Below are 22358 nucleotides of genomic sequence, written 5' to 3' on the forward strand. Positions count from 1 at the left end.
GCAGTATTTTTTCTACAACCCCAACCAAACCAAGCATTCATTGGGCATCAGGCAAACCAAGGCACTTTTTAAAAATACTGGCAGCATAATTGCAATGCAAGTTTTGACTGTTAATGCTCGCTGCACAATTTATGCAGCCTTATTTAATATTGAGGCATGCACCAAACTAACTACTAACTAATAGCTCACTGGACACAGTGTTCTTAATATAATTGTGGGCGACTGTATTATTATTTTTCAAGTGCAAAAAAAACCGCCACTCCCGAAGGAGCAGCGGCTCTTTTGAAATACTTCGTTAAGGCTTAGTAGCCCAGTGCGAAGTTTTCTTCTTTCATGTCCATCAGGTTGTTGGCACCCGACAGCATGGTTGCAACGTGAGTGCGGGTACGCGGCAGGATGCGCTGGAAGTAGAAGCGTGCAGTTTGCAGCTTGGCGGTGTAGAACGCCTCTTCGGAGGTGCCGGCAGCCAGTTTTTCCGCAGCCAGACGCGCCATGTCAGCCCAGAAGTAGGCCAGGCAGGCGTAACCGGAGTACATCAGGTAATCCACCGACGCCGCGCCGACTTCTTCGCGATCTTTCATGGCCGCCATACCGACCTTCATGGTCAGCTCGCCCCACTCTTTGTTCAGCGCAGCCAAAGGCTCGACGAACTCTTTGACTGCTTCGTTGCCTTCGTTGGTCTGGCAGAACTTGTGGACGATCTTGGTGAAGCCTTTGAGCGCCTCGCCTTGAGTCATCAGCACTTTACGGCCCAGCAGGTCGAGTGCCTGAATACCGGTGGTGCCTTCGTACAGCATCGAAATGCGGCTGTCGCGAACGTTCTGCTCCATGCCCCACTCGGCGATGAAGCCGTGGCCGCCGTAGATTTGCACGCCGTGGTTGGCGGACTCGAAACCGACCTCAGTCATGAAGGCTTTGGCGATTGGCGTCATGAACGCCAGCAGTGCATCGGCTTTCTTCTTCTCTTCTTCGTCCACGCCGTATTTGACGATGTCGACTTGCTTGGCCGTGAAGTAAACCATCGCGCGGTTACCTTCGGCGAACGCCTTCATGGTCAACAGCATGCGACGTACGTCAGGGTGAACGATGATCGGGTCAGCCGCTTTTTCTGGGGCTTTCGGGCCAGTCAGGGAGCGCATTTGCAGGCGATCGCGAGCGTATTTCAGGCCGCCCTGGAAGCCGATCTCGGCGTGAGCCAGACCTTGCAACGCAGTACCCAGACGCGCGGTGTTCATAAAGGTGAACATGCAGTTCAGGCCTTTGTTCGCCGGGCCGATCAGGAAACCGGTGGCCGCGTCGAAGTTCATCACGCAGGTGGCGTTGCCGTGGATACCCATTTTGTGTTCCAGGGAACCACAGGTCACGGCGTTACGTGCGCCAATCGAACCGTCAGCGTTCGGCATGAACTTGGGAACGATGAACAGCGAAATGCCTTTGGTGCCAGCCGGTGCATCCGGCAGGCGTGCCAGCACGATGTGGACGATGTTGTCGGCCATGTCGTGTTCGCCGGCCGAGATGAAGATCTTGGTGCCGGAGACTTTGTAGGAACCATCGGCCTGAGGTTCAGCCTTGGTGCGCAGCATGCCCAGGTCGGTGCCGCAGTGCGGTTCGGTCAGGCACATGGTGCCGGTCCATTCACCGGAAACCAGTTTGGTCAGGTAAGCCTCTTGCTGCTCAGGCGTGCCATGCTCGGAAATGGTGTTCATCGCGCCATGGGACAGGCCTGGGTACATGCCCCACGACCAGTTGGCTTCGCCAACCATTTCGCTGACCGCCAGACCCAGAGACTCCGGCAAGCCTTGGCCGCCGTGCTCTACGTCGTGGGCCAGGCTAGGCCATCCGCCTTCGACGAATTGCTTGTAGGCTTCTTTGAAGCCAGTCGGGGTTTTAACGCCGGACTCGCTCCAGGTGCAGCCTTCGGTGTCACCCACGCGGTTCAGCGGCGCCAGCACCTGCTCACAAAACTTGGCGCCTTCTTCGAGAATGGCGTCAACCATGTCCGGAGTTGCGTCTGCGCAAGCCGGAAGGCTCTGATAGTGCGCTTCGTAGCCGAGCAGTTCGTCACGAACGAAGCGAATATCACGCAAGGGGGCCTTGTAGTCAGGCATAGCGATAAACCTCTGCTGATGTAACCGGGAATGAACGACCGTGTTGATTTGTTGTGACGGTCAAACAGTTGTTTGAAACATACGTTTACGCCCAAATCTTGTCAAGCGCCGATCTTTTGCCGTTCGTCATCACGCCTTGAAAATGCCATGCGCACAGCCACGCCGCGCCGCTGATCGTGCAACACGCTATTGAGGAAAGATTAGTTGAGGAAGAAGGACTTACGCAGAAAAACGCCGCGAAAAGTCGCGGCGTTGCAGAGGCGATTCAGCGAGGGATCAAGCGAACGTATCGATCAACGTACCGAGCACTTCATCCGAAGCCTTGGCGACTTTGGCACCCAGCTCAACCTGAAACTTGCCTTGGGACATCTCGACCACATTGCTGGCCAAGTCGGATTGCTGACTGCGATCAACAGAACGCAGACGATCGACCTGAGCCTCGGAAGACTGGCTGGTCACCGACCGTTCGATGGTCGTGTTGGCGATCTGCCCGGCGGCTTGATCGACACGGTTCTGCCCTGTCTGAATCGTGCTCAGACCGGCATAAAAAGCGGTGTTTCCTGAGATTTCCATGGGAGAACTCGTCCTTGCAAAGGATCAACAGCGGCCATTGAAGCAGACGCACGCACAAAACACCCGACAAAAACCCTAATGGCACAGTGCCTTGCCATAGGCAAAAGCTAGTCAAGCAGATCCAGTTGCAAATGCTCGGCCACCGCTTCCGCCGTCACCACCTTGAGTTTTGGCACTCGCCCGAGGCACGGCGCGGGGATTCGCTCGGCGAGCGTCGCCAGGTTTTCCTCCAGGCGCGAAGTCTTCGGATCGATGATATTGGCCACCCACCCCGCCAACTGCAGACCGTCCTGAGCAATCGCCTCGGCTGTCAGCAATGCATGATTGATGCAACCCAGGCGCACGCCGACCACCAGAATCACCGGCAGGTCCAGCGCCATCGCCAGGTCCGACAGGTTGTCCTGATCCGCCAATGGCACCCGCCAGCCGCCGGCACCTTCGATCAAGGTGAAATCCGCCTGCATGTCGAGAATTTCCTGCATTGGCGTCAACAGGGAGTGCACCGTCAACGCCACACCGGCCTCGCGCGCCGCCAGATGCGGCGCGATGGCGGGTTCGAACGCCACCGGGTTGACCTGTGCATACGTCAACGGCACCGAACATTCCGCCAGCAACGCCAACGCATCAGCATTGCGCAAGCCCTTGGGCGTCACATCGCAACCGGAGGCGACCGGTTTTCCTGCGGCCGTGCTCATGCCCGCCGACCGCGCGGCATGCAGCAATCCTGCGGCAACGGTGGTCTTGCCGACATCAGTGTCAGTACCGGTGATGAAATAGGCTGCGCTCATAAGGGTTTCTCCAAAACGGCGTAGACCACTTGATAAGTCGCCGGCAGGCCTTGTGCCTGACGAAACTGCTCATAAGCCTCGACCAGGCCGAGGATCCGTGCCCTGCCGGTCAAACCGCCGGGCCGACCGGGGTTCAGATTGTGCGCGCCCAGCGCCTTGAGTTCATGCGTCAGGCTGCGCACGTCCGGGTAATGCAATACATGCGGACGGGTTTCCAGCGTCGCGACGTTCAAGCCACTGTCCGCGCACAACTGTTGATAAATCCCGAACTCGCGGAAGCGATTGACGTGCACCATGCCGTCCACCTGACGCCAACTGTCACGCAACTCGTACAACGTTCCCACGCACAGACTAGCAAACGCGAAAATGCCCCCCGGTTTCAGCACCCGATGCGCTTCACTGAGCACCGCGGCGAAGTCCGAACACCACTGCACCGCCAGGCTGGAAAAGACCAGGTCGAAGGTCGAGTCCTGCAAGGGCAAACGCTCGGCATCACCGGCAACGAAATGCGCAGCGCCACCCAACGGCCGTGCGTGATTGAGCATGCCTTCAGCGATGTCCAGCGCCACGCCATGACCGGCAGGAAAACGCTCACCCAGCGCACGACTGAAATGCCCGGTGCCACACCCCAGGTCGAGCCAACGACCCGGCACACAGTCATCGGGCAAACGGCTCAATAATTGGCTGCCGACATCACGCTGCAATTCGGCCACGCTGTCATAGCTCGCCGCCGCGCGGGAAAAGGACGCCGCTACTTGGCGCTTGTCGGGCAAGCCGCCGGGCAGGTTGGGAAGGGATAAATCAGTCATCGCCGAACTCATGCAAAAAGGCCTGAATCGCCCCCGCTACACCGTGAGGATCTTCCAGGAGAAACGCGTGGCTGGCCTGTTCGATCAGGCCGATTTCGACATCCGGCAGCAATGTCAGCAGGTCGCCCGCCGCTTCGGCCGGGACCAGTCCGTCAAGGCCGGCGAACAAGTGCAATTGCGGACCGCGAAAGGCTTGTAAAGCCTGACGGGTGTCCAGTTGTGCGAGCAACTCCAGTCCACTCATCAGCACCTCTGCCGACGTGTGTGGCGCGCCACCGAGCAACAGCCGCGACAACCCGCGCGGGTCTTCGGCGCCTTGCGCGCAGAGCAGTGAAAAGCGTTTCAATGTCATGCGCGGATCGGCATTGCAGCCAGCCAGGAACGCATCGAAGGTCTCGCCAGGCATCGCGCTCGGCCATTGCTCATGGGCGACAAACGAAGGGTTACTCGCCAGGGTCAGCACGCCGCAGCAACGATCGCCGCGCCGGGCCGCCAACTCGGAGGCAAGCATGCCGCCCAAGGACCAGCCACCGAGCCAGACATCCTGTGGCACGGTCGAATCGAGTTCATCGAGCCACTCTTCAAGCGTGCTCGACGCCAACTCCGGCAACGGCTCGATCTCGACTTGCAGGTGTTCGTCCAGCCCCTGCAAGGCTGCCGCCAATGGCTCCAGCGGCGAAATCCCGAGGCCCCAGCCGGGCAGCAGAATCAAACGATTACGCATGGCTTGGCTCCGGTCCCAGTTGTTGAAAACAATCGGCCAGTCCATTTAACAATAGCTGTACCTGTGCCTCGCTGTGGGCGGCGGTCAGGGTCACGCGTAGACGAGCGCTGCCGGCCGGCACGGTCGGAGGGCGGATCGCGGTCACCATCAGGCCGCGCTCGCGCAGCATCTGCGACAAGCGCACCGCACGCCCGGCATCACCGACCATGATCGGCTGGATCGGCGTGAAGCTGTCCATCAGCTCCAGGCCGATCTGCTCGGCACCTTGGCGGAACTGCCGGATCAGCGTCTTCAAATGCTCACGTCGCCAGTGCTCGGTGCGCAGCAGTTCGAGGCTTTTCAGCGTCGCGCAGGCCAGGGCCGGCGGTTGGCTGGTGGTGTAGATGTAAGGGCGGGCGAACTGGATCAGGCTCTCTATCAGTTCTTCACTGCCGGCGACAAAAGCACCGGCGGTGCCAAAAGCCTTGCCGAGGGTGCCGACCAGTACCGGTACGTCTTCCTGGCTCAGACCGAAATGTTCGACGATCCCGCCGCCATTGGCGCCCAGCGGACCAAACCCGTGCGCGTCATCGACCATCAGCCACGCACCTTTGGCCTTTGCCTCCCGCGCCAACGCCGGCAGGTCGGCAATGTCACCGTCCATGCTGAACACGCCGTCGGTGACCACCAGCGTATTGCCGGTGGCCTTCTCCAGACGTTTGGCCAGGCTCGCCGCGTCGTTGTGCAGATACCGATTGAAGCGCGCACCGGACAACAGCCCCGCGTCCAGCAACGACGCATGATTGAGCCGGTCTTCCAGTACCGTATCGCCCTGCCCGACCAGCGCGGTGACCGCGCCGAGGTTGGCCATGTAACCGGTGGTGAACAGCAACGCACGCGGGCGACCGGTCAGGTCGGCCAAGGCTTCTTCCAACGCGTGATGCGGGCTGCTGTGGCCGATGACCAAGTGCGAAGCACCGCCACCGACGCCCCATTTCGAAGCGCCAGCACGCCAGGCTTCGATCACTTGCGGGTGATTGGCCAGGCCCAGGTAGTCATTGTTACAGAACGCCAGCAACGGCTGGCCATCGACCACCACTTCCGGGCCTTGGGGGCTTTCGAGTAATGGGCGCTGGCGATAGAGATTTTCGGCACGACGGGCAGCAAGGCGTGCGGCGAGATCGAAAGACATGCAGGCCTCGAAGGTCAGATCACAAAACTCAAGATTGGCGCAATCCAATGTGGGAGCGGGCTTGCCCGCGATAGCGATCTATCAGTCACCCGCTATGGAGCGGGTTACACCGTCATCGCGGGCAAGCCCGCTCCCACAGGGTTTTGCATTCCTTCAGAAGTGTCAGCGAAGGGTTAGACGGCTGCGTTGTAGAACTGCTCGCTGCTCTTCTGCTCCACCAATGCCTGCTCGATGGCGGCTTGATGCACTTCATCGGCGTGTTCTTCACGCGCTTCCGGCAGGATGCCCAGGCGCGAGAACAGTTGCATGTCCTTGTCGGCCTGCGGGTTGGCGGTGGTCAGCAGTTTGTCGCCGTAGAAAATCGAGTTCGCGCCAGCGAAGAACGCCAGGGCCTGCATCTGCTCGTTCATCGCTTCGCGACCAGCGGACAGGCGCACGTGGGATTGCGGCATCAGGATGCGCGCGACGGCGAGCATGCGAATGAAATCGAACGGGTCGATGTCGTCGGCATTTTCCAGCGGCGTACCGGCGACTTTCACCAGCATGTTGATCGGCACCGACTCCGGATGCTCCGGCAGGTTGGCCAGCTGGATCAGCAGATTGGCGCGGTCGTCGAGGGACTCGCCCATGCCGAGGATGCCGCCAGAGCAGATCTTCATCCCCGACTCACGCACGTAGGCCAGGGTTTGCAGGCGCTCGCTGTAGGTGCGGGTGGTGATGATGCTGCCGTAGAATTCCGGCGAGGTGTCGAGGTTGTGGTTGTAGTAATCGAGGCCAGCGTCGGCCAGCGCAACGGTCTGGTCCTGATCGAGACGACCCAGGGTCATGCAGGTTTCCAGGCCCATGGCTTTCACGCCTTTGACCATTTCCAGCACGTATGGCATGTCTTTGGCCGACGGATGTTTCCACGCCGCGCCCATGCAGAAACGGGTCGAACCAATGGCCTTGGCGCGAGCGGCCTCTTCGAGGACCTTCTGCACTTCCATCAGCTTTTCTTTTTCCAGGCCGGTGTTGTAGTGACCGGACTGCGGGCAATATTTGCAATCTTCCGGGCAAGCGCCCGTCTTGATCGACAGCAGCGTCGACACCTGGACCCGGTTGGCGTCGAAATGCGCGCGGTGCACCGTCTGCGCCTGGAACAACAGGTCATTGAATGGCTGAACGAAGAGTGCTTTGACTTCGGCCAAAGACCAGTCATGACGCAGGGTTGCAGTGGTGCTGGCGCTCATGGGCGTTTCCTTTGTTTTATGCTGGGCAAGCGGCTGGGGGACGGAATACCCACAGACGCGACACGGATGTTCGGCATATTTAAGGAAGACTCATGCGCTGTCAACCACGATACGAAGGACCGGTTTACATCTGGTTAAAAAACGAACAGTTTTGTTTGCTTTGCGGCGAAGCATCCGATGAAAGGACACCGATCTGCACCGCTTGTGAAACCGAACTGCCCTGGCTTGGCGACCACTGTCAGACTTGCGCCCTGCCCTTACCCGCGTCGGGGCTGACGTGCGGCCAATGCTTGAAGCAACCGCCGGCCTTCGAAAGGGTCGCGGCGCCATGGACCTACAGCTTTCCGATCGACAGCCTGATCACCCGCTTCAAGCACAGCGCGAAGTGGCCGTTCGGTCACCTGCTCGCAGAACTCCTCGCCCAGTCCCTGCAACACCGCTTCGGTGAAGACCTCGACCGACCAGACGCGCTGGTTCCGGTGCCGCTGGCCGCTAAACGCCTGCGTGAACGAGGTTTCAACCAGGCCGCAATGCTTGCGCGCTGGCTCAGCACAGGTCTCGACATTCCCTGCGACGAAACCCTGTTGCGGCGGATCCAGGACACTAGCGCCCAACAGGACCTGAACGCCGAGGCGCGTAAAAAGAACCTGCGCAATGCCTTTGCCCTCGCGCCCGATGCGCTCATCAAGGGTCGTCACCTGGCGTTGGTCGACGACGTGCTGACCACCGGCGCCACGGCCCAGGCCCTGGCTCGCCTGTTGATGGAGGCTGGCGCCGCTCGGGTCGACGTCTATTGCCTGGCCCGCACGCCCAAACCTGGCGACACAGTCTGACTTAACGACACAAACCCCCTGTAGGAGCGAGCTCGCTCGCGAAGGTGTGTCAGTCGATACCAATGCGCCTGACACACCCTCGCGAGCAAGCTCGCTCCTACTTGACTCCCGTCTCCCAAGCCGCCAACGTCTTCCCCATCGCCACAGCCAAAGCGTCTCGCCATGTCCTTGCCTACGTTGTTGTCCCAGCACATCGTCCGTCGTCCGCAACGGATCGCGTTACTGCAGCACATCGCCGAACAAGGCTCGATCACCCGCGCCGCGAAAAGCGCCGGCCTGAGTTACAAAGCGGCGTGGGACGCCATCGATGAATTGAACAACCTCGCACAGAAACCCTTGGTGGAACGCAGCGTCGGTGGCAAGGGCGGCGGTGGTGCCAAACTGTCCAGCGAAGGTGAGCGCGTGTTGCGTCTGTACCAAAAGCTGCAAGTCTTGCAGGCGCAGGTGCTGGAAGCCGCCGAAGATGCCAGCGATCTCGACTTGCTCGGTCGACTGATGCTCAGGACCAGCGCGCGCAATCAATTGCACGGCAAGGTCGTGGCGATCGAAGCCCAAGGACGTAATGACCTGATCCGTCTTGAACTGGCCGAAGGCTTGACCATCGATGCGCAGATCACCCACGACAGCACCCTGCGCCTGGAGCTGGAAACCGGCACCGAAGTGGTCGCGCTGATCAAGGCCGGTTGGCTCGATCTGCTAGATGTCGAGGGCACTGCAACGACTGGACACAATTGCTTGAAGGGCATCATCGAAGAGATTCTCGACGCCGAAGACGGCCCCAGCGAAGTGCGCATTGGCCTGCCCAATGGCCAGACACTGTGCGCGCTGGCTGAACCGTTGCACTTGAAAAACCTCAATCTCACCACGAACAAACCCGTGTTAGTGCAGTTCGCCCCTTCCAACATTTTGCTCGGCACCCCGCTCTAACCCAAGCCCCACGCAATCCCTGTAGCAGCTGCCGAAGGCTGCGTTCGGCTGCGCAGCAGTCGTAAAACCAACACCGCGGTGTATCAGGAAAACCGTGTGCTCAGGGTTTACGACTGCTGCGCAGCCGAACGCAGCCTTCGGCAGCTGCTACAGGGATCGCGAGAGTTGCGGCAAGAGGACTGCAACAAAAGCTTCATGCGCGCTCATTAAGGTGACTGCAAAAACCAGCAGGGAGCCTGATGTGAGCCTATTAGAAGACAACCAATCCACCGACCTCGAGAAAATGGTCGGCCTCAGCCGTCGTGGCTTCATCAGCGCCGGGGCCCTGTGCGGTGCGGCAATGTTTATGGGCGGCAACCTGCTGAGCCGCAGCGTGCTGGCCGCCAGTGTCAGTGCCGGCTCCAGCAAGCTGTTGGGTTTTGACAGCATTGCCGCCGCCACCAGCGACGCCATCAGCCTGCCACCGGGCTACAAGTCCTCGGTGTTGATCAGCTGGGGCCAGCCGCTGCACAAGAACGGCCCGGCGTTCGACCCGAGCGGCAACGGCACGGCCCAGCAACAGGAAGTCCAGTTCGGCGACAACAACGACGGCATGAGCCTGTTCGAATTTCCCGGTGAAAAAGATCGGGCGCTGATGGCGATCAACAACGAATACACCAACTATCGCTACCTCTACCCGCACGGCGGTATGCCGCAATCGGCAGATGAAGTGCACAAGGCGCTGGCCTGCGAAGGCGTGTCGGTGATCGAAGTACAGCGCAAGAACGGCCAATGGCAATTCGTCCAGGGCTCGCGCTACAACCGGCGCATTCACGGCAACGCGCCGATCAGCCTGAGCGGCCCGGCCGCCGGGCACGAACTGGTGAAAACCAGCGCCGACCCGCACGGCAAGAATGTCCTCGGCACCTTCCAGAATTGCGCCAACGGCAAGACGCCGTGGGGCACCTACCTGACCTGCGAAGAGAACTTCACCGACTGCTTCGGCAGCAGCAATGCCGAGCAGAAGTTCGACGCCGCGCAGAAACGCTACGGCGCGGTGGCGACCAGTAAAGAGATCAACTGGCATCAACACGACGAGCGTTTCGACCTGGCGAAAAACCCCAACGAGCTCAACCGCCACGGCTGGGTCGTGGAGATCGACCCGTTCGATCCGCAATCGACGCCGGTCAAGCGCACCGCACTGGGCCGTTTCAAACACGAAAACGCGGCCCTTGCCGAAACCAGCGACGGTCACGCCGTGGTGTACATGGGCGACGACGAACGCGGCGAGTTCATCTACAAATTCGTCAGCCGCGACAAGATCAACCACAAAAACCCCAAGGCCAACCACGACCTGCTGGACCACGGCACCTTGTACGTGGCGCGCTTCGACGCGGGCGACAGCAATGCCGATCACCCGAAAGGCCAGGGCGAGTGGATCGAACTGACCCACGGCAAAAACGGCATCGACGCCAGCAGCGGTTTTGCTGACCAGGCCGAAGTGCTGATTCACGCGCGCCTCGCCGCCAGCGTGGTGAAAGCCACGCGCATGGACCGTCCGGAATGGATCGTCGTCAGCCCCAAGGATGGCCAGGTCTATTGCACCCTGACCAACAACGCCAAACGCGGCGAAGACGGTCAACCGGTGGGCGGGCCAAACCCGCGTGAGAAGAACGTTTACGGGCAGATCCTGCGCTGGCGCACCGACCGCGACGATCACGGTTCGAAAACCTTTGCCTGGGATTTGTTCGTGGTCGCCGGCAACCCCGGCGTGCATGCCGGTACACCGAAGGGTGGTTCGTCGAACATCACCCCGCAAAACATGTTCAACAGCCCGGATGGCCTGGGTTTCGACAAGGCCGGGCGGCTGTGGATTCTGACCGATGGCGACTCGAGCAACGCCGGTGATTTTGCCGGCATGGGCAACAATCAGATGCTCTGCGCCGACCCGGTAACCGGCGAGATCCGCCGCTTCATGGTCGGGCCGGTGGGGTGTGAGGTGACGGGGATCAGCTTCTCGCCGGATCAGAAGACCTTGTTTGTCGGGATTCAGCATCCGGGGGAGAACGGCGGGTCGACGTTCCCTGAGCACCTGCCGAATGGCAAGCCGCGGTCTTCGGTGATGGCCATCTCGCGCGAAGATGGCGGGGTCGTCGGCGCCTGATCGGGCCTCTTCGCGGGCAAGCCTCGCTCCTACACGTCATGCGCGAAATTAACGCGAACCCTGTAGGAGCGAGGCTTGCCCGCGAAGGCGTCCGCACAGTCACCACCTATCTGCGCCCGTCTGCGCTACCATGCTTGGCCGGACGCGGCAGCCTGCTGCGCGCAGGAGTCAGCATGGCCCACCCGTTTGCAACCCTCACCCCAGACCTCGTGCTCGATGCCGTCGAAAGCATCGGCTTTCTCAGCGACGCGCGCATTCTGGCGCTCAACAGCTACGAGAACCGTGTCTATCAAGTCGGCATCGAAGACTCCGAGCCGCTGATCGCCAAGTTCTATCGTCCGCAGCGCTGGACCAACGAAGCGATTCTCGAAGAGCACCAATTCACCTTCGAACTCGCCGAATGCGACGTACCGGTCGTCGCGCCGATGATCCACAACGGCGCCAGCCTGCACGAACACAACGGTTTCCGCTTCACCCTGTTCCCCCGCCGTGGCGGCCGTGCGCCAGAGCCGGGCAATCTCGATCAGCTGTATCGCCTCGGCCAGTTGCTGGGGCGCCTGCACGCCGTCGGCGCGACAAAACCGTTCGAACACCGTGAAGCGTTGGGCGTGAAGAACTTCGGCCAGGACTCGCTGAACACATTGCTCGAAGGCAATTTCGTACCCAAGAGCCTGCTACCGGCCTACGAGTCCGTGGCCCGCGACCTGCTCAAGCGTGTGGAAGAGGTCTACAAGGCCACGCCGCACCAGAACATCCGCATGCACGGTGATTGCCACCCGGGCAACATGATGTGCCGCGACGAGATGTTCCACATCGTCGACCTCGACGACTGCCGCATGGGGCCTGCCGTGCAGGACATCTGGATGATGCTGGCGGGCGATCGTCAGGAATGTCTGGGTCAGTTGTCGGAATTGATGGATGGCTACAACGAGTTTCACGACTTCGACCCGCGTGAATTGGCACTGATCGAGCCACTGCGCGCCTTGCGCCTGATGCACTACAGCGCCTGGCTCGCCCGTCGCTGGGACGACCCGGCGTTCCCCCGCAGTTTTCCGTGGTTCGGCACGGAGCGGTATTGGGGCGATCAGGTGTTGGCGTTGCGTGAGCAATTATCCGCACTCAACGAAGAACCGCTGAAACTGTTCTAACCCCTGTAGGAGCCGGCTTGCCGGCGAACAACGATGACGCGGTATTGCCTGATGCACCGCGTCATCGTTTTTCGCTGGCAAGCCAGCTCCTACAAAAAATGTGACACATCGATACAATCCCCTCTTTGTTAGCTGCCTAAGCAAGGATTCTGCATGCAAGCTGCCAACCCGCGTCGCGGGTACATCCTGGGCCTGAGTGCCTACATCATCTGGGGACTTTTCCCGCTCTACTTCAAAGCCATCGCCAGCGTGCCCGCCGTGGAGATCATCATCCATCGAGTGCTCTGGTCCGCGCTTTTCGGCGCCTTGCTGCTGATGGTCTGGAAGCATCCGGGCTGGTGGCGCGAACTGCGTGACAATCCGAACCGATTTGCGATCCTGGCCCTGAGCGGCACGCTGATCGCGGCCAACTGGCTGACTTACGTCTGGTCGGTGAACAACGGGCGCATGCTCGAAGCCAGCCTCGGCTACTACATCAACCCGCTGGTGAACGTGCTGCTGGGCATGCTGATCCTCGGCGAAAGGCTGCGACGCATGCAATGGCTGGCGGTGGGGCTGGCGGCAGTCGGCGTCGCGCAACAGGTTTGGCAAGTCGGCAGCCTGCCGTGGGTGTCGCTGGTGCTGGCGCTGACGTTCGGCTTCTACGGATTGATCCGCAAACAGGCGCCGGTCAAAGCCCTGCCCGGTCTGGTGGTAGAAACCTGGATGCTGGTGCCGATTGCGCTTGCCTGGTTGCTATTCAATCAGACGGCCACCAGCGCTCAGCCTGAGTTCTGGACCACGTCCGAAGCCTGGTGGCTGGTGGCCGCCGGGCCGGTGACGCTGGTGCCGCTGGTGTGTTTCAACGCCGCTGCACGGCACTTGCCCTACACCACGCTTGGATTTCTCCAGTACCTGGCGCCGACGCTGGTGTTGCTGCAAGCCGTTCTGCTGTTTGGCGAACACTTGTCGTCCAGCACACTGGTGGCATTCATCTTTATCTGGGCAGGTCTGGCGGTTTACAGCATTGACGCCTGGATGAGTCTGCGTCGCCGTAGCTGATCAAAAAACGAACAAACCTCTGCAGGTCACGTCTCCCGTGGCCTGCATCGATCCTTCCCAAGGTTATCCACAGCGTGATCCCCGCCGTTTGTGCGCAACTTGTTGAAACTGCTGGTTTTTTGATCAGATCCTGAAGAGCCCCGGCCGACGTGGCCTGGCGGGCTGTCTCTACAGGTTATCCACAGGCAGGTGCACGTATAACTTGGATAACCCTGTCAGGGCTCGCTGCGCAGCACCAATTCCACCATCAGATCGTCCGCCAGGGTTTCCAGCCTCGATTGCAGCACGTCCAAAGACAGCGTCAGCGGCACGGCGAGAATCGCTTCGGCGTGGAACAAAGGCTCGCTGCTCATCGGCGCCGGACGTACTTCGGTCACCAGCCGTTCCAGGTTCACCCCCTGCTCGCTCAGCAATCGGGTGATGTCGCGGACGATGCCTGGGCGGTCATTGCCGACCAATTCCATCGCAATCGGTTTCCAGGTGCAGGATTGCTCGATGCCGCTTTCGGCGATCAATACGCGAATGCCATGGACCGACAGTTTCTGTAGGGCATCGACCAATTCATCGTAGGCTTCGGCCGGCACGCCCACCCGAAGAATGCCGGCGAACTGCCCGGCCATGCGTGACATGCGGCTCTCCAGCCAGTTGCCGCCGTGCTCGGCAATACACTGGGCGATGCGCTCGACCTGCCCAGGCTTGTCTGGAGCGAAAACAGTGAGTACGAGGTGGTCCATGGCGCAGCCCTCTTTTGTTATTGAAAGAGAAGTATAGGCAAGGGATGTTTCTGTGCTGGCAGGCCTGGCGCTTTCGCGGGCAAGCCTCGCTCCTACAGGGTTGCGGGTAAACCGTGATCGTGGGAACGACAAAGACCTGTAGGAGCGAGGCTTGCCCGCGAAGGGGACCACCGCCACTCATCCTGCGAAAAGCAAATCGTGTACAACTTTTTATATTTAACTGGAACAATCCAATGGTTTTTTGAGAACATCCCGATCCCCGACGTGACTGCAATGCGTCATGGGGTCGCAGAACGACGTAATTAGTCTAATTTTCACAAGCGCAATTCATCATGTAGTATGCCGCAGCGCGCACTACATAACGTTGGATCGATGTCTGCCTACAGGCGCAGTCGCATCCCTGAAAGCCCCGTCAGCAAGGCCTCCAAGCCGTTGATTGGTCCCAACCCAGCCGTCAGAAATGGCATGCACTGGTCGCAGGGTTTGTGGTTTAAATGCCAGAGGCTTCATTGTTAAATTGAAGAGCTGAAAAGCGAAATAGCTGAGCAGAGTGAGGCAAGCAATGACTGAACACGTTCAAGTCGGTGGCCTGCAGGTCGCCAAAGTCCTGTTCGCCTTCGTGAACAACGAAGCCATCCCCGGTCCCGCCCTCACCGCCGATAAGTTCTGGGCCGATGCCGACAAGGTCATTCATGACCTGGCACCGAAGAACAAAGCCCTACTCGCCAATCGCGATGATTTCCAGGCTCGTATCGATGGCTGGCACCAATCCCGCCAAGCTCTTGGGTCAGCCCAGGTGCACGACGCCGTGGCCTACAAAGCCTTCCTGCAAGACATCGGTTATCTGCTGCCAGAAGCGGCCGATTTCCAGGCAACGACGCAAAACGTCGACGACGAAATCGCCCGCATGGCCGGTCCACAACTCGTGGTTCCGGTAATGAACGCGCGCTTCGCGCTCAACGCCTCGAACGCCCGTTGGGGTTCGCTGTATGACGCGCTCTACGGCACCGACGCCATCAGCGAAGCCGACGGCGCGGAAAAAGGCAAAGGCTACAACAAGGTTCGCGGCGATAAGGTTATTGCCTTCGCTCGCGCCTTCCTCGACGAAGCGGCGCCATTGGCGGCCGGTACTCACGTCGATTCCACCGGCTACAAGATCGTTGGCGGCAAACTGGTGGTCGCCCTTAAAGGCGGCAGCAACACCGGCCTGCGCAACGACGCCCAGTTGATCGGTTTCCACGGCGACGCAGCGGCACCGACCGCGATCCTGCTGAAAAACAACGGCCTGCACTTCGAAATCCAGGTCGACGCCAGCACTCCGGTCGGCCAGACCGACGCTGCCGGCGTCAAAGACATCCTGATGGAAGCCGCGCTGACCACCATCATGGACTGCGAAGACTCCGTCGCCGCCGTCGATGCCGACGACAAAGTGGTGATCTACCGCAACTGGCTCGGCCTGATGAAGGGCGATCTGTCGGAAGAAGTCTCCAAAGGCGGTCAGACCTTTACCCGCACCATGAACGCCGACCGCACCTACACCGGCGTCGATGGCAAAGAATTGAGCCTGCACGGTCGTTCGTTGTTGTTCGTGCGCAACGTGGGTCACCTGATGACCATCGACGCGATCCTCGACAAAGACGGCAACGAAGTACCGGAAGGCATCCTCGACGGTCTGGTGACCAGCCTTGCGGCGATCCACAGCCTCAACGGCAACAACTCACGCAAGAACAGCCGCACCGGCTCGGTCTATATCGTGAAGCCGAAGATGCACGGCCCTGAAGAAGCGGCGTTCACCAACGAGCTGTTCGGTCGCATCGAAGAAGTCCTTGGCCTGCCGCGCAACACCCTGAAAGTCGGGATCATGGACGAGGAGCGCCGTACCACGGTCAACCTCAAGGCCTGCATCAAGGCTGCCAGCGAGCGCGTGGTGTTCATCAACACCGGTTTCCTCGACCGCACGGGCGATGAAATCCATACCTCCATGGAAGCCGGCCCGATGGTGCGCAAGGCGGACATGAAGGCCGAGAAGTGGATCGGCGCCTACGAGAACTGGAACGTCGATATCGGTTTGAGCACCGGCCTGCAAGGTCGTGCGCAGATCGGTAAAGGCATGTGGGCCATGCCCGACCTGATGGCGGCGATGCTCGAACAGAAAATCGCTCACCCGCTGGCCGGCGCCAACACGGCCTGGGTTCCATCGCCAACCGCCGCTGCGCTGCACGCGCTGCACTACCACAAAGTTGACGTGTTCGCCCGTCAGGCCGAACTGGCCAAACGTGCGCGTGCTTCGGTGGACGACATCCTGACCATCCCGCTGGCAGTGAACCCGCAGTGGAACGCGGAACAGATCAAGAACGAACTGGACAACAACGCTCAGGGCATTCTCGGTTACGTGGTGCGCTGGATCGACCAGGGCGTGGGCTGCTCGAAAGTGCCGGACATCAACGACGTCGGCCTGATGGAAGACCGTGCGACGCTGCGTATTTCCAGCCAGCACATCGCCAACTGGTTGCGCCATGGCATCGTCACTGAAGATCAGGTCATGGAAAGCCTCAAGCGCATGGCACCGGTGGTTGACCGCCAGAACGCCAATGACGCGCTGTACCGCCCGCTGGCACCCAACTTCGACAGCAACATCGCCTTCCAGGCGGCGGTCGAACTGGTCGTCGAAGGCACCAAGCAGCCGAACGGTTATACCGAGCCGGTCCTGCACCGTCGTCGTCGCGAGTTCAAGGCTGCCAATGGCCTGTAACTGAGTGCTGATGCCGGACAAAAAAAAGCCCTGATCGAGAGATCAGGGCTTTTTTGTTTCTGTTGTCTCGTCCTGAATAAAGTACGAGACCTGTAGGAGCTGTCGAGTGAAACGAGGCTGCGATCTTTTGATTCTGTTTTTTAAAAGCAAGATCAAAAGATCGCAGCCTTCGGCAGCTCCTACGGGGGATAACGTTACAAATTCATTCCCAACTCATGCTTGACCAGCGTTAACAGCTTGCCGGTATCGACAGGCTTGAGCAGGAAGTCGACGACGCTCAGGTGCATCGCAGCGATGGCGTCTTTTACGTCAGCATCGCCCGAAACAATGATGATCGGCAGCGCCGCGCGTACCGTTTCACGAATCTGACGGATCAAGTCCAGACCATCTACATTGCCCATCCGCAAATCAGTGATCAAAAGGCCAATCGAGGGCTTTTTGATCTCCGCTTCTGCTACCAGCATCTTGAGTGCGGTTTCGCCACTGGCCGCCGTTATGCAGCGAATCCCGTCCAGTGCAAGAATCTCTGACAGCAGCTCGCGCGCGTCTTTATCGTCATCGACGATCAGCACCCGCTGCGGCGGCAGATCAGGTTCCAGCATGACGGCACTCAGCGCCTCGCGCTCGGCGTCACTCAAAATATCGTGGTCGGACATGGCTTACTCTACGTTTTCATTTCTATTCCCTAGCTCATCCGTCAGACATCGCTAAGTAGACCTTCAATGTGCACTTCGTCGGAAAGTTTTCCTATAGCCAATGTAGGAGGTTTTTCCCACAATTGCGTCAGACATTTCCTAACTTCCGACACCCGCAATGCCTACCTAGACTTACGTCCAATGGGCACCCTGCGCTCAGGGGCCGACCATGGCCGAGTCATCCGACAACAACAATTCAAAAAAAGACTGCGGTAATGGTTATGAGTAAAGCGGACGCCTTCACACAGGCAGGGAAAACCGCGGTGTTGCAGAACATCCAGGGCACTTTGCAATTCCTTCAGCGCTTCCCGCCCTTCAATCAGATGGAACACGCGCACCTGGCGTACCTGGTTGAGCAATGTCAGCTGCGTTTTTATGCGCCCAACGAGAGCATCATCAAACCCGCCGATGGCCCGGTTGAGCATTTCTACATCGTCAAACAAGGTCGGGTCGTGGGTGAGCGCCCGCACACGGCCAAGGGCGGGACTGAAACTACCTTCGAAATCACCACCGGCGAGTGTTTCCCCCTCGCCGCGTTGCTGGGTGAGCGTGCGACCCGCACCGAACACCTGGCCGCCGAAGACACCTTTTGCCTACAGCTGAACAAGCTGGCGTTCATCAAACTGTTCGCACTTTCCAATGCGTTTCGTGACTTTGCCCTACGCGGCGTCAGCAGCCTGCTGGATCAGGTCAACCAGCAAGTCCAGCAAAAAGCCGTGGAAACCCTCGGCACTCAGTATTCGCTCAATACCCGTCTGGGTGAATTGGCCATGCGCCACCCGGTGGTGTGCAGCCCGACCACACCTCTGCGTGAAGCTGTGACCTTGATGCATGAGCAACAGGTCGGCAGCATCGTGGTCGTGGATGAGCATAAAGCCCCACTGGGCATTTTCACCCTGCGCGACTTACGCCATGTGGTGGCCGCCGGTACTAACGACTTCAACGAAGCGATCGAGCGCCACATGACCCAGGCGCCGTTTTTCCTGTCGCCGGACCACAGCGCCTTCGATGCAGCGATTGCCATGACAGAGCGGCATATCGCCCACGTTTGCCTGGTGAAAGATCATCGCCTGTGCGGCGTGGTTTCGGAACGCGACCTGTTCTCCCTGCAACGGGTCGATCTGGTGCACCTGGCGCGGACGATCCGCAGCGCCCAGCGCGTGGACAACCTGGTGGCACTGCGCGGCGAGATCGGCCAACTGGTCGAGCGCATGCTGGCACACGGCGCGTCATCGACGCAGATCACCCACATCATCACCCTGCTCAACGACCACACCGTGTGCCGGGTGATCGAACTGACCCTCGCCGAGAAAGGCGACCCCGGTATCCCATTCAGTTGGCTGTGCTTCGGCAGCGAAGGCCGCCGCGAGCAGACACTGCACACCGATCAGGACAACGGCATTCTGTTCGAAGCCCGGGACGCGGCCCACGCGGCAGAGATTCGCGGCAAGCTATTGCCCATCGCCCAACAGATCAACCACAGCCTGGCGCTCTGCGGCTTTACCCTGTGCAAAGGCAACATCATGGCCGGCAACCCCGAGCTGTGTTTGTCCCGGGCCGAATGGGCGCGGCGTTTTGCGGCGTTTATCCGCGAGGCGACGCCGGAGAACCTGCTGGGTTCGAGCATCTATTTCGATTTGCGAGTGGTCTGGGGCGACGAGCAAGGTTGCGAGCAACTGCGCCGAGGGATTCTCGATCAGGTCAATGACAACCGGCTGTTCCAGCGGATGATGGCCGAGAACGCCCTGCGCAACCGTCCACCCGTAGGGCGTTTCCGTGAGTTCGTGCTGGCGCGCAAAAATGGTGAAAAAGCCACCCTCGATCTGAAAATCCAGGGCCTGACCCCATTTGTCGACGGCGCCCGATTGCTGGCGTTGGCCCATGGGATCGAGGCGAACAATACGCTGGAGCGTTTTCGCCAATTGGTGGACAAAGAAGTTATCGAACGGCTGGACGGTGCGGCGTACGAAGAGGCGTATCACTTCATTCAGCAAACCCGCATGCAGCAACATCAGCTACAGACCCGGGAGAATTTGCCCTACTCCAACCGGGTCGATCCCGACAGCCTCAACCACCTTGATCGACGGATCCTGCGTGAGTCCCTGCGCCAGGCTCAACGCCTGCAAAGCAGCCTGGCCCTGCGGTATCAGCTATGAGCCTGTTTTCATGGCTGCGCCCCACGGGCCCACTGTTGTCCGGCGAACTGCAACAACGTCTGCAACGCCTGCCGGCGGGTGCCGAGTTGGGCGAGTGCAGCCTGCGTGAGCAACGCTGGGTTGTGCTCGACCTGGAAACCACCGGGCTGAACATGAACAAGGATCAGGTGCTGTCCATCGGTGCGGTGGTGATCGAGGACGGAGCGATCGACTTCAGCCAGCAGTTCGAACGCACGTTGCAATGCGCGGACATGAAGTTGGCCCCCAGCGTATTGATCCACGGCCTGGGCCCGAGTGCGATTGCTGCCGGCAGCGATCCGGGTCAGGCGCTGCTCGACTTCATGGAATTTTTGGGGGACAGCCCGGTGTTGGCCTTTCATGCGCCATTCGATCAGCACATGCTCGGGCGCGCGTTAAAAGATCATCTGGGCTACAAGTTGCAGCATCCGTTCCTGGATGTGGCGGATATCGCACCGCTGCTTTGCCCGCAGGCACACATTCGCGAGGCGGGGCTGGATCAGTGGATCGATTGGTTCAAGCTGGAAGTCTTCGAGCGTCACAACGCCAGTGCGGACGCGTTGGCCACTGCCGAACTGGCGCTGATTCTGTTCAGCCGGGCGCGGCAACAGCAGATTCATAGCCCGTTGAATCTGCAACAGCGGTTGAACCAGTGGAAACGGCGGCAGCACACGCATTCCTTCTAGGTTTCACGCAACCCCCTGTAGGAGCGAGCTTGCTCGCGAAGGACGTCAACGATAACGCGGGCATTCTGGATAAACGCGTCGCCCTCAATTCCTTCGCGAGCAAGCTCGCTCCTACAGGGTCTTCCTCTTACTTCCTACCCGACCAGCGCCAATTGCTTACCTCTCCCGCCTCTGACACAATCGCGAACAATTCTCGTTAGTTAACTCTTCCCAATCGGTGATGCTGCGTGTCGTCAGTCCAAAGCCCCCACAGTGAGCTCGTCGGTGCGTTATATCGCGACCATCGCGGTTGGCTATTGGCCTGGCTTCGACGCAATGTCGCCTGTCCGCAACGAGCCGAAGACCTGAGTCAGGACACTTTCGTGCGCTTGCTGGGCCGTGATGAACTGAAGGAGCCTCGCGAACCGCGGGCGTTTCTGGTGGCAATTGCCAAGGGCTTGCTGTTCGACTATTTCCGCCGCGCCGCGCTGGAACAGGCCTACCTCACCGAACTGATGCTGATCCCCGCCGGCGAGCAACCGTCGGTGGAAGAACAGCAAATGATCCTCGAAGACCTCAAGGCCATCGACTGCCTCCTCGGCAAGCTCTCGAGCAAGGCCCGTGCGGCGTTTCTGTATAACCGTCTCGACGGCCTCGGCCATGCGGAAATCGCCCAGCGCCTGGGTGTGTCGGTGCCGCGAGTGCGTCAGTACCTGGCGCAAGGCATTCGTCAGTGCTACATCGCGTTGTACGGTGAGCCGGTATGAACCCGGTCAGCTCCAAACCGGTTTCGGCGCAGGTGCTGGATGCGGCGATTGCCTGGCAATTGTCCCTGGATTCCGGCAACCCGGTGGAGCGCGAAGAGTTCGCCAAATGGCACGCCGCTCATGAAGAACATGCCCGCGCCTGGCGTCAGTTGGGCATGCTCGACCAGCGTTTCAGCGTCGCCAGCGGCCCGGCCCGCACCGCGTTGTTGCAGTCGCGTGAAAGCATTCGCCGCCGAGTGCGCAAACTCGGCAGCGGCGTGGCCAGTATTGTTGCGGTGATCGGCCTGGGGCTGTTCGCCGGTGATCGTTACCTGCCAATCGACTATTGGCTGGCCGACCAGCGCACCGCCACCGGCGAGCAACGCACCCTGCGCCTGAGCGACGGCACGCTGCTCAACCTGAACACCCACAGTGCGGTGGACGTGCGTTTCGATGAGAAGCAGCGGCTGATCATTCTTCAGGAAGGGGAAATCCTCGTCGAAACCGGCCATGGCGATGCCCGTCCCTTTATCGTCGAAACCCGCGAAGGCAGCATGCGCGCACTGGGCACGCGGTTCTTGGTCAAGCGCGAAGAAGAAGGGACGCGCCTGAGCGTGTTGCAATCCGCCGTGGCCGCCCATCCCGAGTCGAGCCCAGAGGAACAGATTCTGCGCGAAGGCCAGCAAGTGTTGATGCGCAACAACGGTCTCGGGCCGATCATCACGCTTAACCCCGGCGCCGATGCCTGGACTCGCGGCATGTTGGTGGTGGATAACGCACGGCTGGAAGACCTGGTGCATGAACTCGGTCGCTATCGTCGCGGGCATTTGGGGGTTGCACCGGAGATTGCCGACTTGCGAATCACCGGCAGCTTCCCGCTGCATGACACCGACAAGGCGCTGAGCGCGCTGTTGCCGACGCTGCCGGTGCAGATTGAACAGCATACGCAGTGGTGGGTGACGGTGGCGGCGAAGACCGAAGCCAAGCCCTGATATTTCTGTGTCTGAGCCGACGCCATCGCGGGCGAGCCCGCTCCCACAGGTTTTGTGAACGACATAAGACCTGTGGGAGCGGGCTCGCCCGCGATGGCGTCGGCTC

Annotated in this window: 19 protein-coding genes; 10 read left to right on the top strand and 9 right to left on the bottom strand. The window is 60.0% G+C overall.

The window, feature by feature from the left end:
* Positions 1-302 precede the first annotated feature (302 nt).
* The 7 genes from AEQ67_RS30220 to bioB all read right to left on the bottom strand — a co-directional run bounded on the left by AEQ67_RS30220 (position 303) and on the right by bioB (position 7402).
* Complete coding sequence (locus AEQ67_RS30220) at positions 303-2108, bottom strand: phenylacyl-CoA dehydrogenase (protein WP_059407414.1); 1806 nt, start codon at positions 2106-2108, stop codon at positions 303-305.
* Positions 2109-2384: 276 nt separating this feature from the next.
* Entirely contained in the window at positions 2385-2681 is a 297-nt protein-coding gene (locus AEQ67_RS30225; protein ID WP_059407415.1) for a hypothetical protein, read from the bottom strand.
* 107 nt (positions 2682-2788) lie between these two features.
* Positions 2789-3469, bottom strand: coding sequence for a dethiobiotin synthase (gene bioD, locus AEQ67_RS30230; RefSeq protein WP_059407416.1), 681 nt, complete (start codon positions 3467-3469; stop codon positions 2789-2791).
* Entirely contained in the window at positions 3466-4278 is an 813-nt protein-coding gene (bioC, locus tag AEQ67_RS30235; protein WP_059407417.1) for a malonyl-ACP O-methyltransferase BioC, read from the bottom strand. Before bioC ends, bioD begins: the two co-directional genes overlap by 4 nt.
* Positions 4271-5002 carry an alpha/beta fold hydrolase gene (locus tag AEQ67_RS30240; RefSeq protein ID WP_059407418.1) on the bottom strand — a complete coding sequence of 244 codons (732 nt, stop codon included), beginning with the start codon at positions 5000-5002 and terminating at the stop codon, positions 4271-4273. The genes bioC and AEQ67_RS30240 overlap by 8 nt, the downstream gene beginning before the upstream one ends.
* Positions 4995-6173 (bottom strand): 8-amino-7-oxononanoate synthase, encoded by a 1179-nt coding sequence (gene bioF, locus AEQ67_RS30245; RefSeq protein ID WP_059407419.1) that lies wholly within the window; start codon positions 6171-6173, stop codon positions 4995-4997. The genes AEQ67_RS30240 and bioF overlap by 8 nt, the downstream gene beginning before the upstream one ends.
* Positions 6174-6346: 173 nt before the next feature.
* Positions 6347-7402 (bottom strand): biotin synthase BioB, encoded by a 1056-nt coding sequence (bioB, locus tag AEQ67_RS30250; protein ID WP_059407420.1) that lies wholly within the window; start codon positions 7400-7402, stop codon positions 6347-6349.
* Between the two features lie 92 nt (positions 7403-7494).
* Here bioB and AEQ67_RS30255 point away from each other — a divergent pair, with 92 nt between their 5' ends.
* From AEQ67_RS30255 to rarD, 5 genes are all read left to right on the top strand, one after another.
* On the top strand, positions 7495-8235 hold the full coding sequence (locus AEQ67_RS30255) for a ComF family protein (protein ID WP_059407421.1): 741 nt from the start codon (positions 7495-7497) through the stop codon (positions 8233-8235).
* A gap of 162 nt (positions 8236-8397) precedes the next feature.
* Positions 8398-9162 (top strand): TOBE domain-containing protein, encoded by a 765-nt coding sequence (locus AEQ67_RS30260; RefSeq protein ID WP_059407422.1) that lies wholly within the window; start codon positions 8398-8400, stop codon positions 9160-9162.
* Positions 9163-9403: 241 nt separating this feature from the next.
* Entirely contained in the window at positions 9404-11305 is a 1902-nt protein-coding gene (locus AEQ67_RS30265) for a PhoX family protein (protein ID WP_059407423.1), read from the top strand.
* A 173-nt stretch (positions 11306-11478) separates the two neighbouring features.
* The gene (locus tag AEQ67_RS30270; RefSeq protein ID WP_059407424.1) at positions 11479-12453 is read left to right on the top strand and encodes a serine/threonine protein kinase; all 975 of its coding nucleotides are present in this window, start codon (positions 11479-11481) and stop codon (positions 12451-12453) included.
* A 153-nt stretch (positions 12454-12606) separates the two neighbouring features.
* Positions 12607-13494 (top strand): EamA family transporter RarD, encoded by an 888-nt coding sequence (gene rarD, locus AEQ67_RS30275; protein ID WP_059407425.1) that lies wholly within the window; start codon positions 12607-12609, stop codon positions 13492-13494.
* Between the two features lie 215 nt (positions 13495-13709).
* On the opposite strand, the gene AEQ67_RS30280 is transcribed toward rarD, so the two are convergent.
* Positions 13710-14228: a glycine cleavage system protein R gene (locus tag AEQ67_RS30280; protein WP_059407426.1), complete on the bottom strand. Its 519-nt coding sequence runs from the start codon at positions 14226-14228 to the stop codon at positions 13710-13712.
* A 562-nt stretch (positions 14229-14790) separates the two neighbouring features.
* On the opposite strand from AEQ67_RS30280, the gene AEQ67_RS30285 reads away from it, so the two are divergent.
* The gene (locus AEQ67_RS30285) at positions 14791-16980 is read left to right on the top strand and encodes a malate synthase G (protein ID WP_059407427.1); all 2190 of its coding nucleotides are present in this window, start codon (positions 14791-14793) and stop codon (positions 16978-16980) included.
* A 194-nt stretch (positions 16981-17174) separates the two neighbouring features.
* Here the strand turns inward: AEQ67_RS30285 and AEQ67_RS30290 are convergent, their stop codons facing one another.
* Positions 17175-17636 (bottom strand): response regulator, encoded by a 462-nt coding sequence (locus AEQ67_RS30290; protein ID WP_059407428.1) that lies wholly within the window; start codon positions 17634-17636, stop codon positions 17175-17177.
* A gap of 254 nt (positions 17637-17890) precedes the next feature.
* Here AEQ67_RS30290 and AEQ67_RS30295 point away from each other — a divergent pair, with 254 nt between their 5' ends.
* The 4 genes from AEQ67_RS30295 to AEQ67_RS30310 all read left to right on the top strand — a co-directional run bounded on the left by AEQ67_RS30295 (position 17891) and on the right by AEQ67_RS30310 (position 22252).
* Positions 17891-19831 (top strand): putative nucleotidyltransferase substrate binding domain-containing protein, encoded by a 1941-nt coding sequence (locus AEQ67_RS30295; protein ID WP_059407429.1) that lies wholly within the window; start codon positions 17891-17893, stop codon positions 19829-19831.
* Positions 19828-20535, top strand: a complete 708-nt coding sequence (locus tag AEQ67_RS30300) for a 3'-5' exonuclease (RefSeq protein ID WP_059407430.1) — start codon at positions 19828-19830, stop codon at positions 20533-20535. The genes AEQ67_RS30295 and AEQ67_RS30300 overlap by 4 nt, the downstream gene beginning before the upstream one ends.
* 227 nt (positions 20536-20762) lie before the next feature.
* A complete protein-coding gene (locus AEQ67_RS30305; RefSeq protein ID WP_059407431.1) occupies positions 20763-21281 on the top strand; it encodes an RNA polymerase sigma factor in 519 nt (172 codons plus the stop codon).
* Positions 21278-22252 carry a FecR domain-containing protein gene (locus tag AEQ67_RS30310; RefSeq protein WP_059407432.1) on the top strand — a complete coding sequence of 325 codons (975 nt, stop codon included), beginning with the start codon at positions 21278-21280 and terminating at the stop codon, positions 22250-22252. Before AEQ67_RS30305 ends, AEQ67_RS30310 begins: the two co-directional genes overlap by 4 nt.
* The last annotated feature ends 106 nt before the right edge of the window (positions 22253-22358 follow it).

The sequence above is a fragment of the Pseudomonas sp. RIT-PI-q genome, from assembly GCF_001297125.1.
Taxonomy (GTDB): Bacteria; Pseudomonadota; Gammaproteobacteria; order Pseudomonadales; family Pseudomonadaceae; genus Aquipseudomonas.

Coding starts and splice junctions, on each gene's coding strand:
- bioD (WP_059407416.1), bottom strand. CDS start 3,469: ATGAGCGCAGCCTATTTCATCACCGGTACTGACACTGATGTCGGCAAG.
- AEQ67_RS30260 (WP_059407422.1), top strand. CDS start 8,398: ATGTCCTTGCCTACGTTGTTGTCCCAGCACATCGTCCGTCGTCCGCAA.
- bioF (WP_059407419.1), bottom strand. CDS start 6,173: ATGTCTTTCGATCTCGCCGCACGCCTTGCTGCCCGTCGTGCCGAAAAT.
- AEQ67_RS30300 (WP_059407430.1), top strand. CDS start 19,828: ATGAGCCTGTTTTCATGGCTGCGCCCCACGGGCCCACTGTTGTCCGGC.
- AEQ67_RS30225 (WP_059407415.1), bottom strand. CDS start 2,681: ATGGAAATCTCAGGAAACACCGCTTTTTATGCCGGTCTGAGCACGATT.
- AEQ67_RS30255 (WP_059407421.1), top strand. CDS start 7,495: ATGCGCTGTCAACCACGATACGAAGGACCGGTTTACATCTGGTTAAAA.
- AEQ67_RS30310 (WP_059407432.1), top strand. CDS start 21,278: ATGAACCCGGTCAGCTCCAAACCGGTTTCGGCGCAGGTGCTGGATGCG.
- rarD (WP_059407425.1), top strand. CDS start 12,607: ATGCAAGCTGCCAACCCGCGTCGCGGGTACATCCTGGGCCTGAGTGCC.
- AEQ67_RS30285 (WP_059407427.1), top strand. CDS start 14,791: ATGACTGAACACGTTCAAGTCGGTGGCCTGCAGGTCGCCAAAGTCCTG.
- AEQ67_RS30240 (WP_059407418.1), bottom strand. CDS start 5,002: ATGCGTAATCGTTTGATTCTGCTGCCCGGCTGGGGCCTCGGGATTTCG.
- AEQ67_RS30280 (WP_059407426.1), bottom strand. CDS start 14,228: ATGGACCACCTCGTACTCACTGTTTTCGCTCCAGACAAGCCTGGGCAG.
- bioC (WP_059407417.1), bottom strand. CDS start 4,278: ATGACTGATTTATCCCTTCCCAACCTGCCCGGCGGCTTGCCCGACAAG.
- AEQ67_RS30295 (WP_059407429.1), top strand. CDS start 17,891: ATGGTTATGAGTAAAGCGGACGCCTTCACACAGGCAGGGAAAACCGCG.
- AEQ67_RS30220 (WP_059407414.1), bottom strand. CDS start 2,108: ATGCCTGACTACAAGGCCCCCTTGCGTGATATTCGCTTCGTTCGTGAC.
- AEQ67_RS30270 (WP_059407424.1), top strand. CDS start 11,479: ATGGCCCACCCGTTTGCAACCCTCACCCCAGACCTCGTGCTCGATGCC.
- AEQ67_RS30290 (WP_059407428.1), bottom strand. CDS start 17,636: ATGTCCGACCACGATATTTTGAGTGACGCCGAGCGCGAGGCGCTGAGT.
- bioB (WP_059407420.1), bottom strand. CDS start 7,402: ATGAGCGCCAGCACCACTGCAACCCTGCGTCATGACTGGTCTTTGGCC.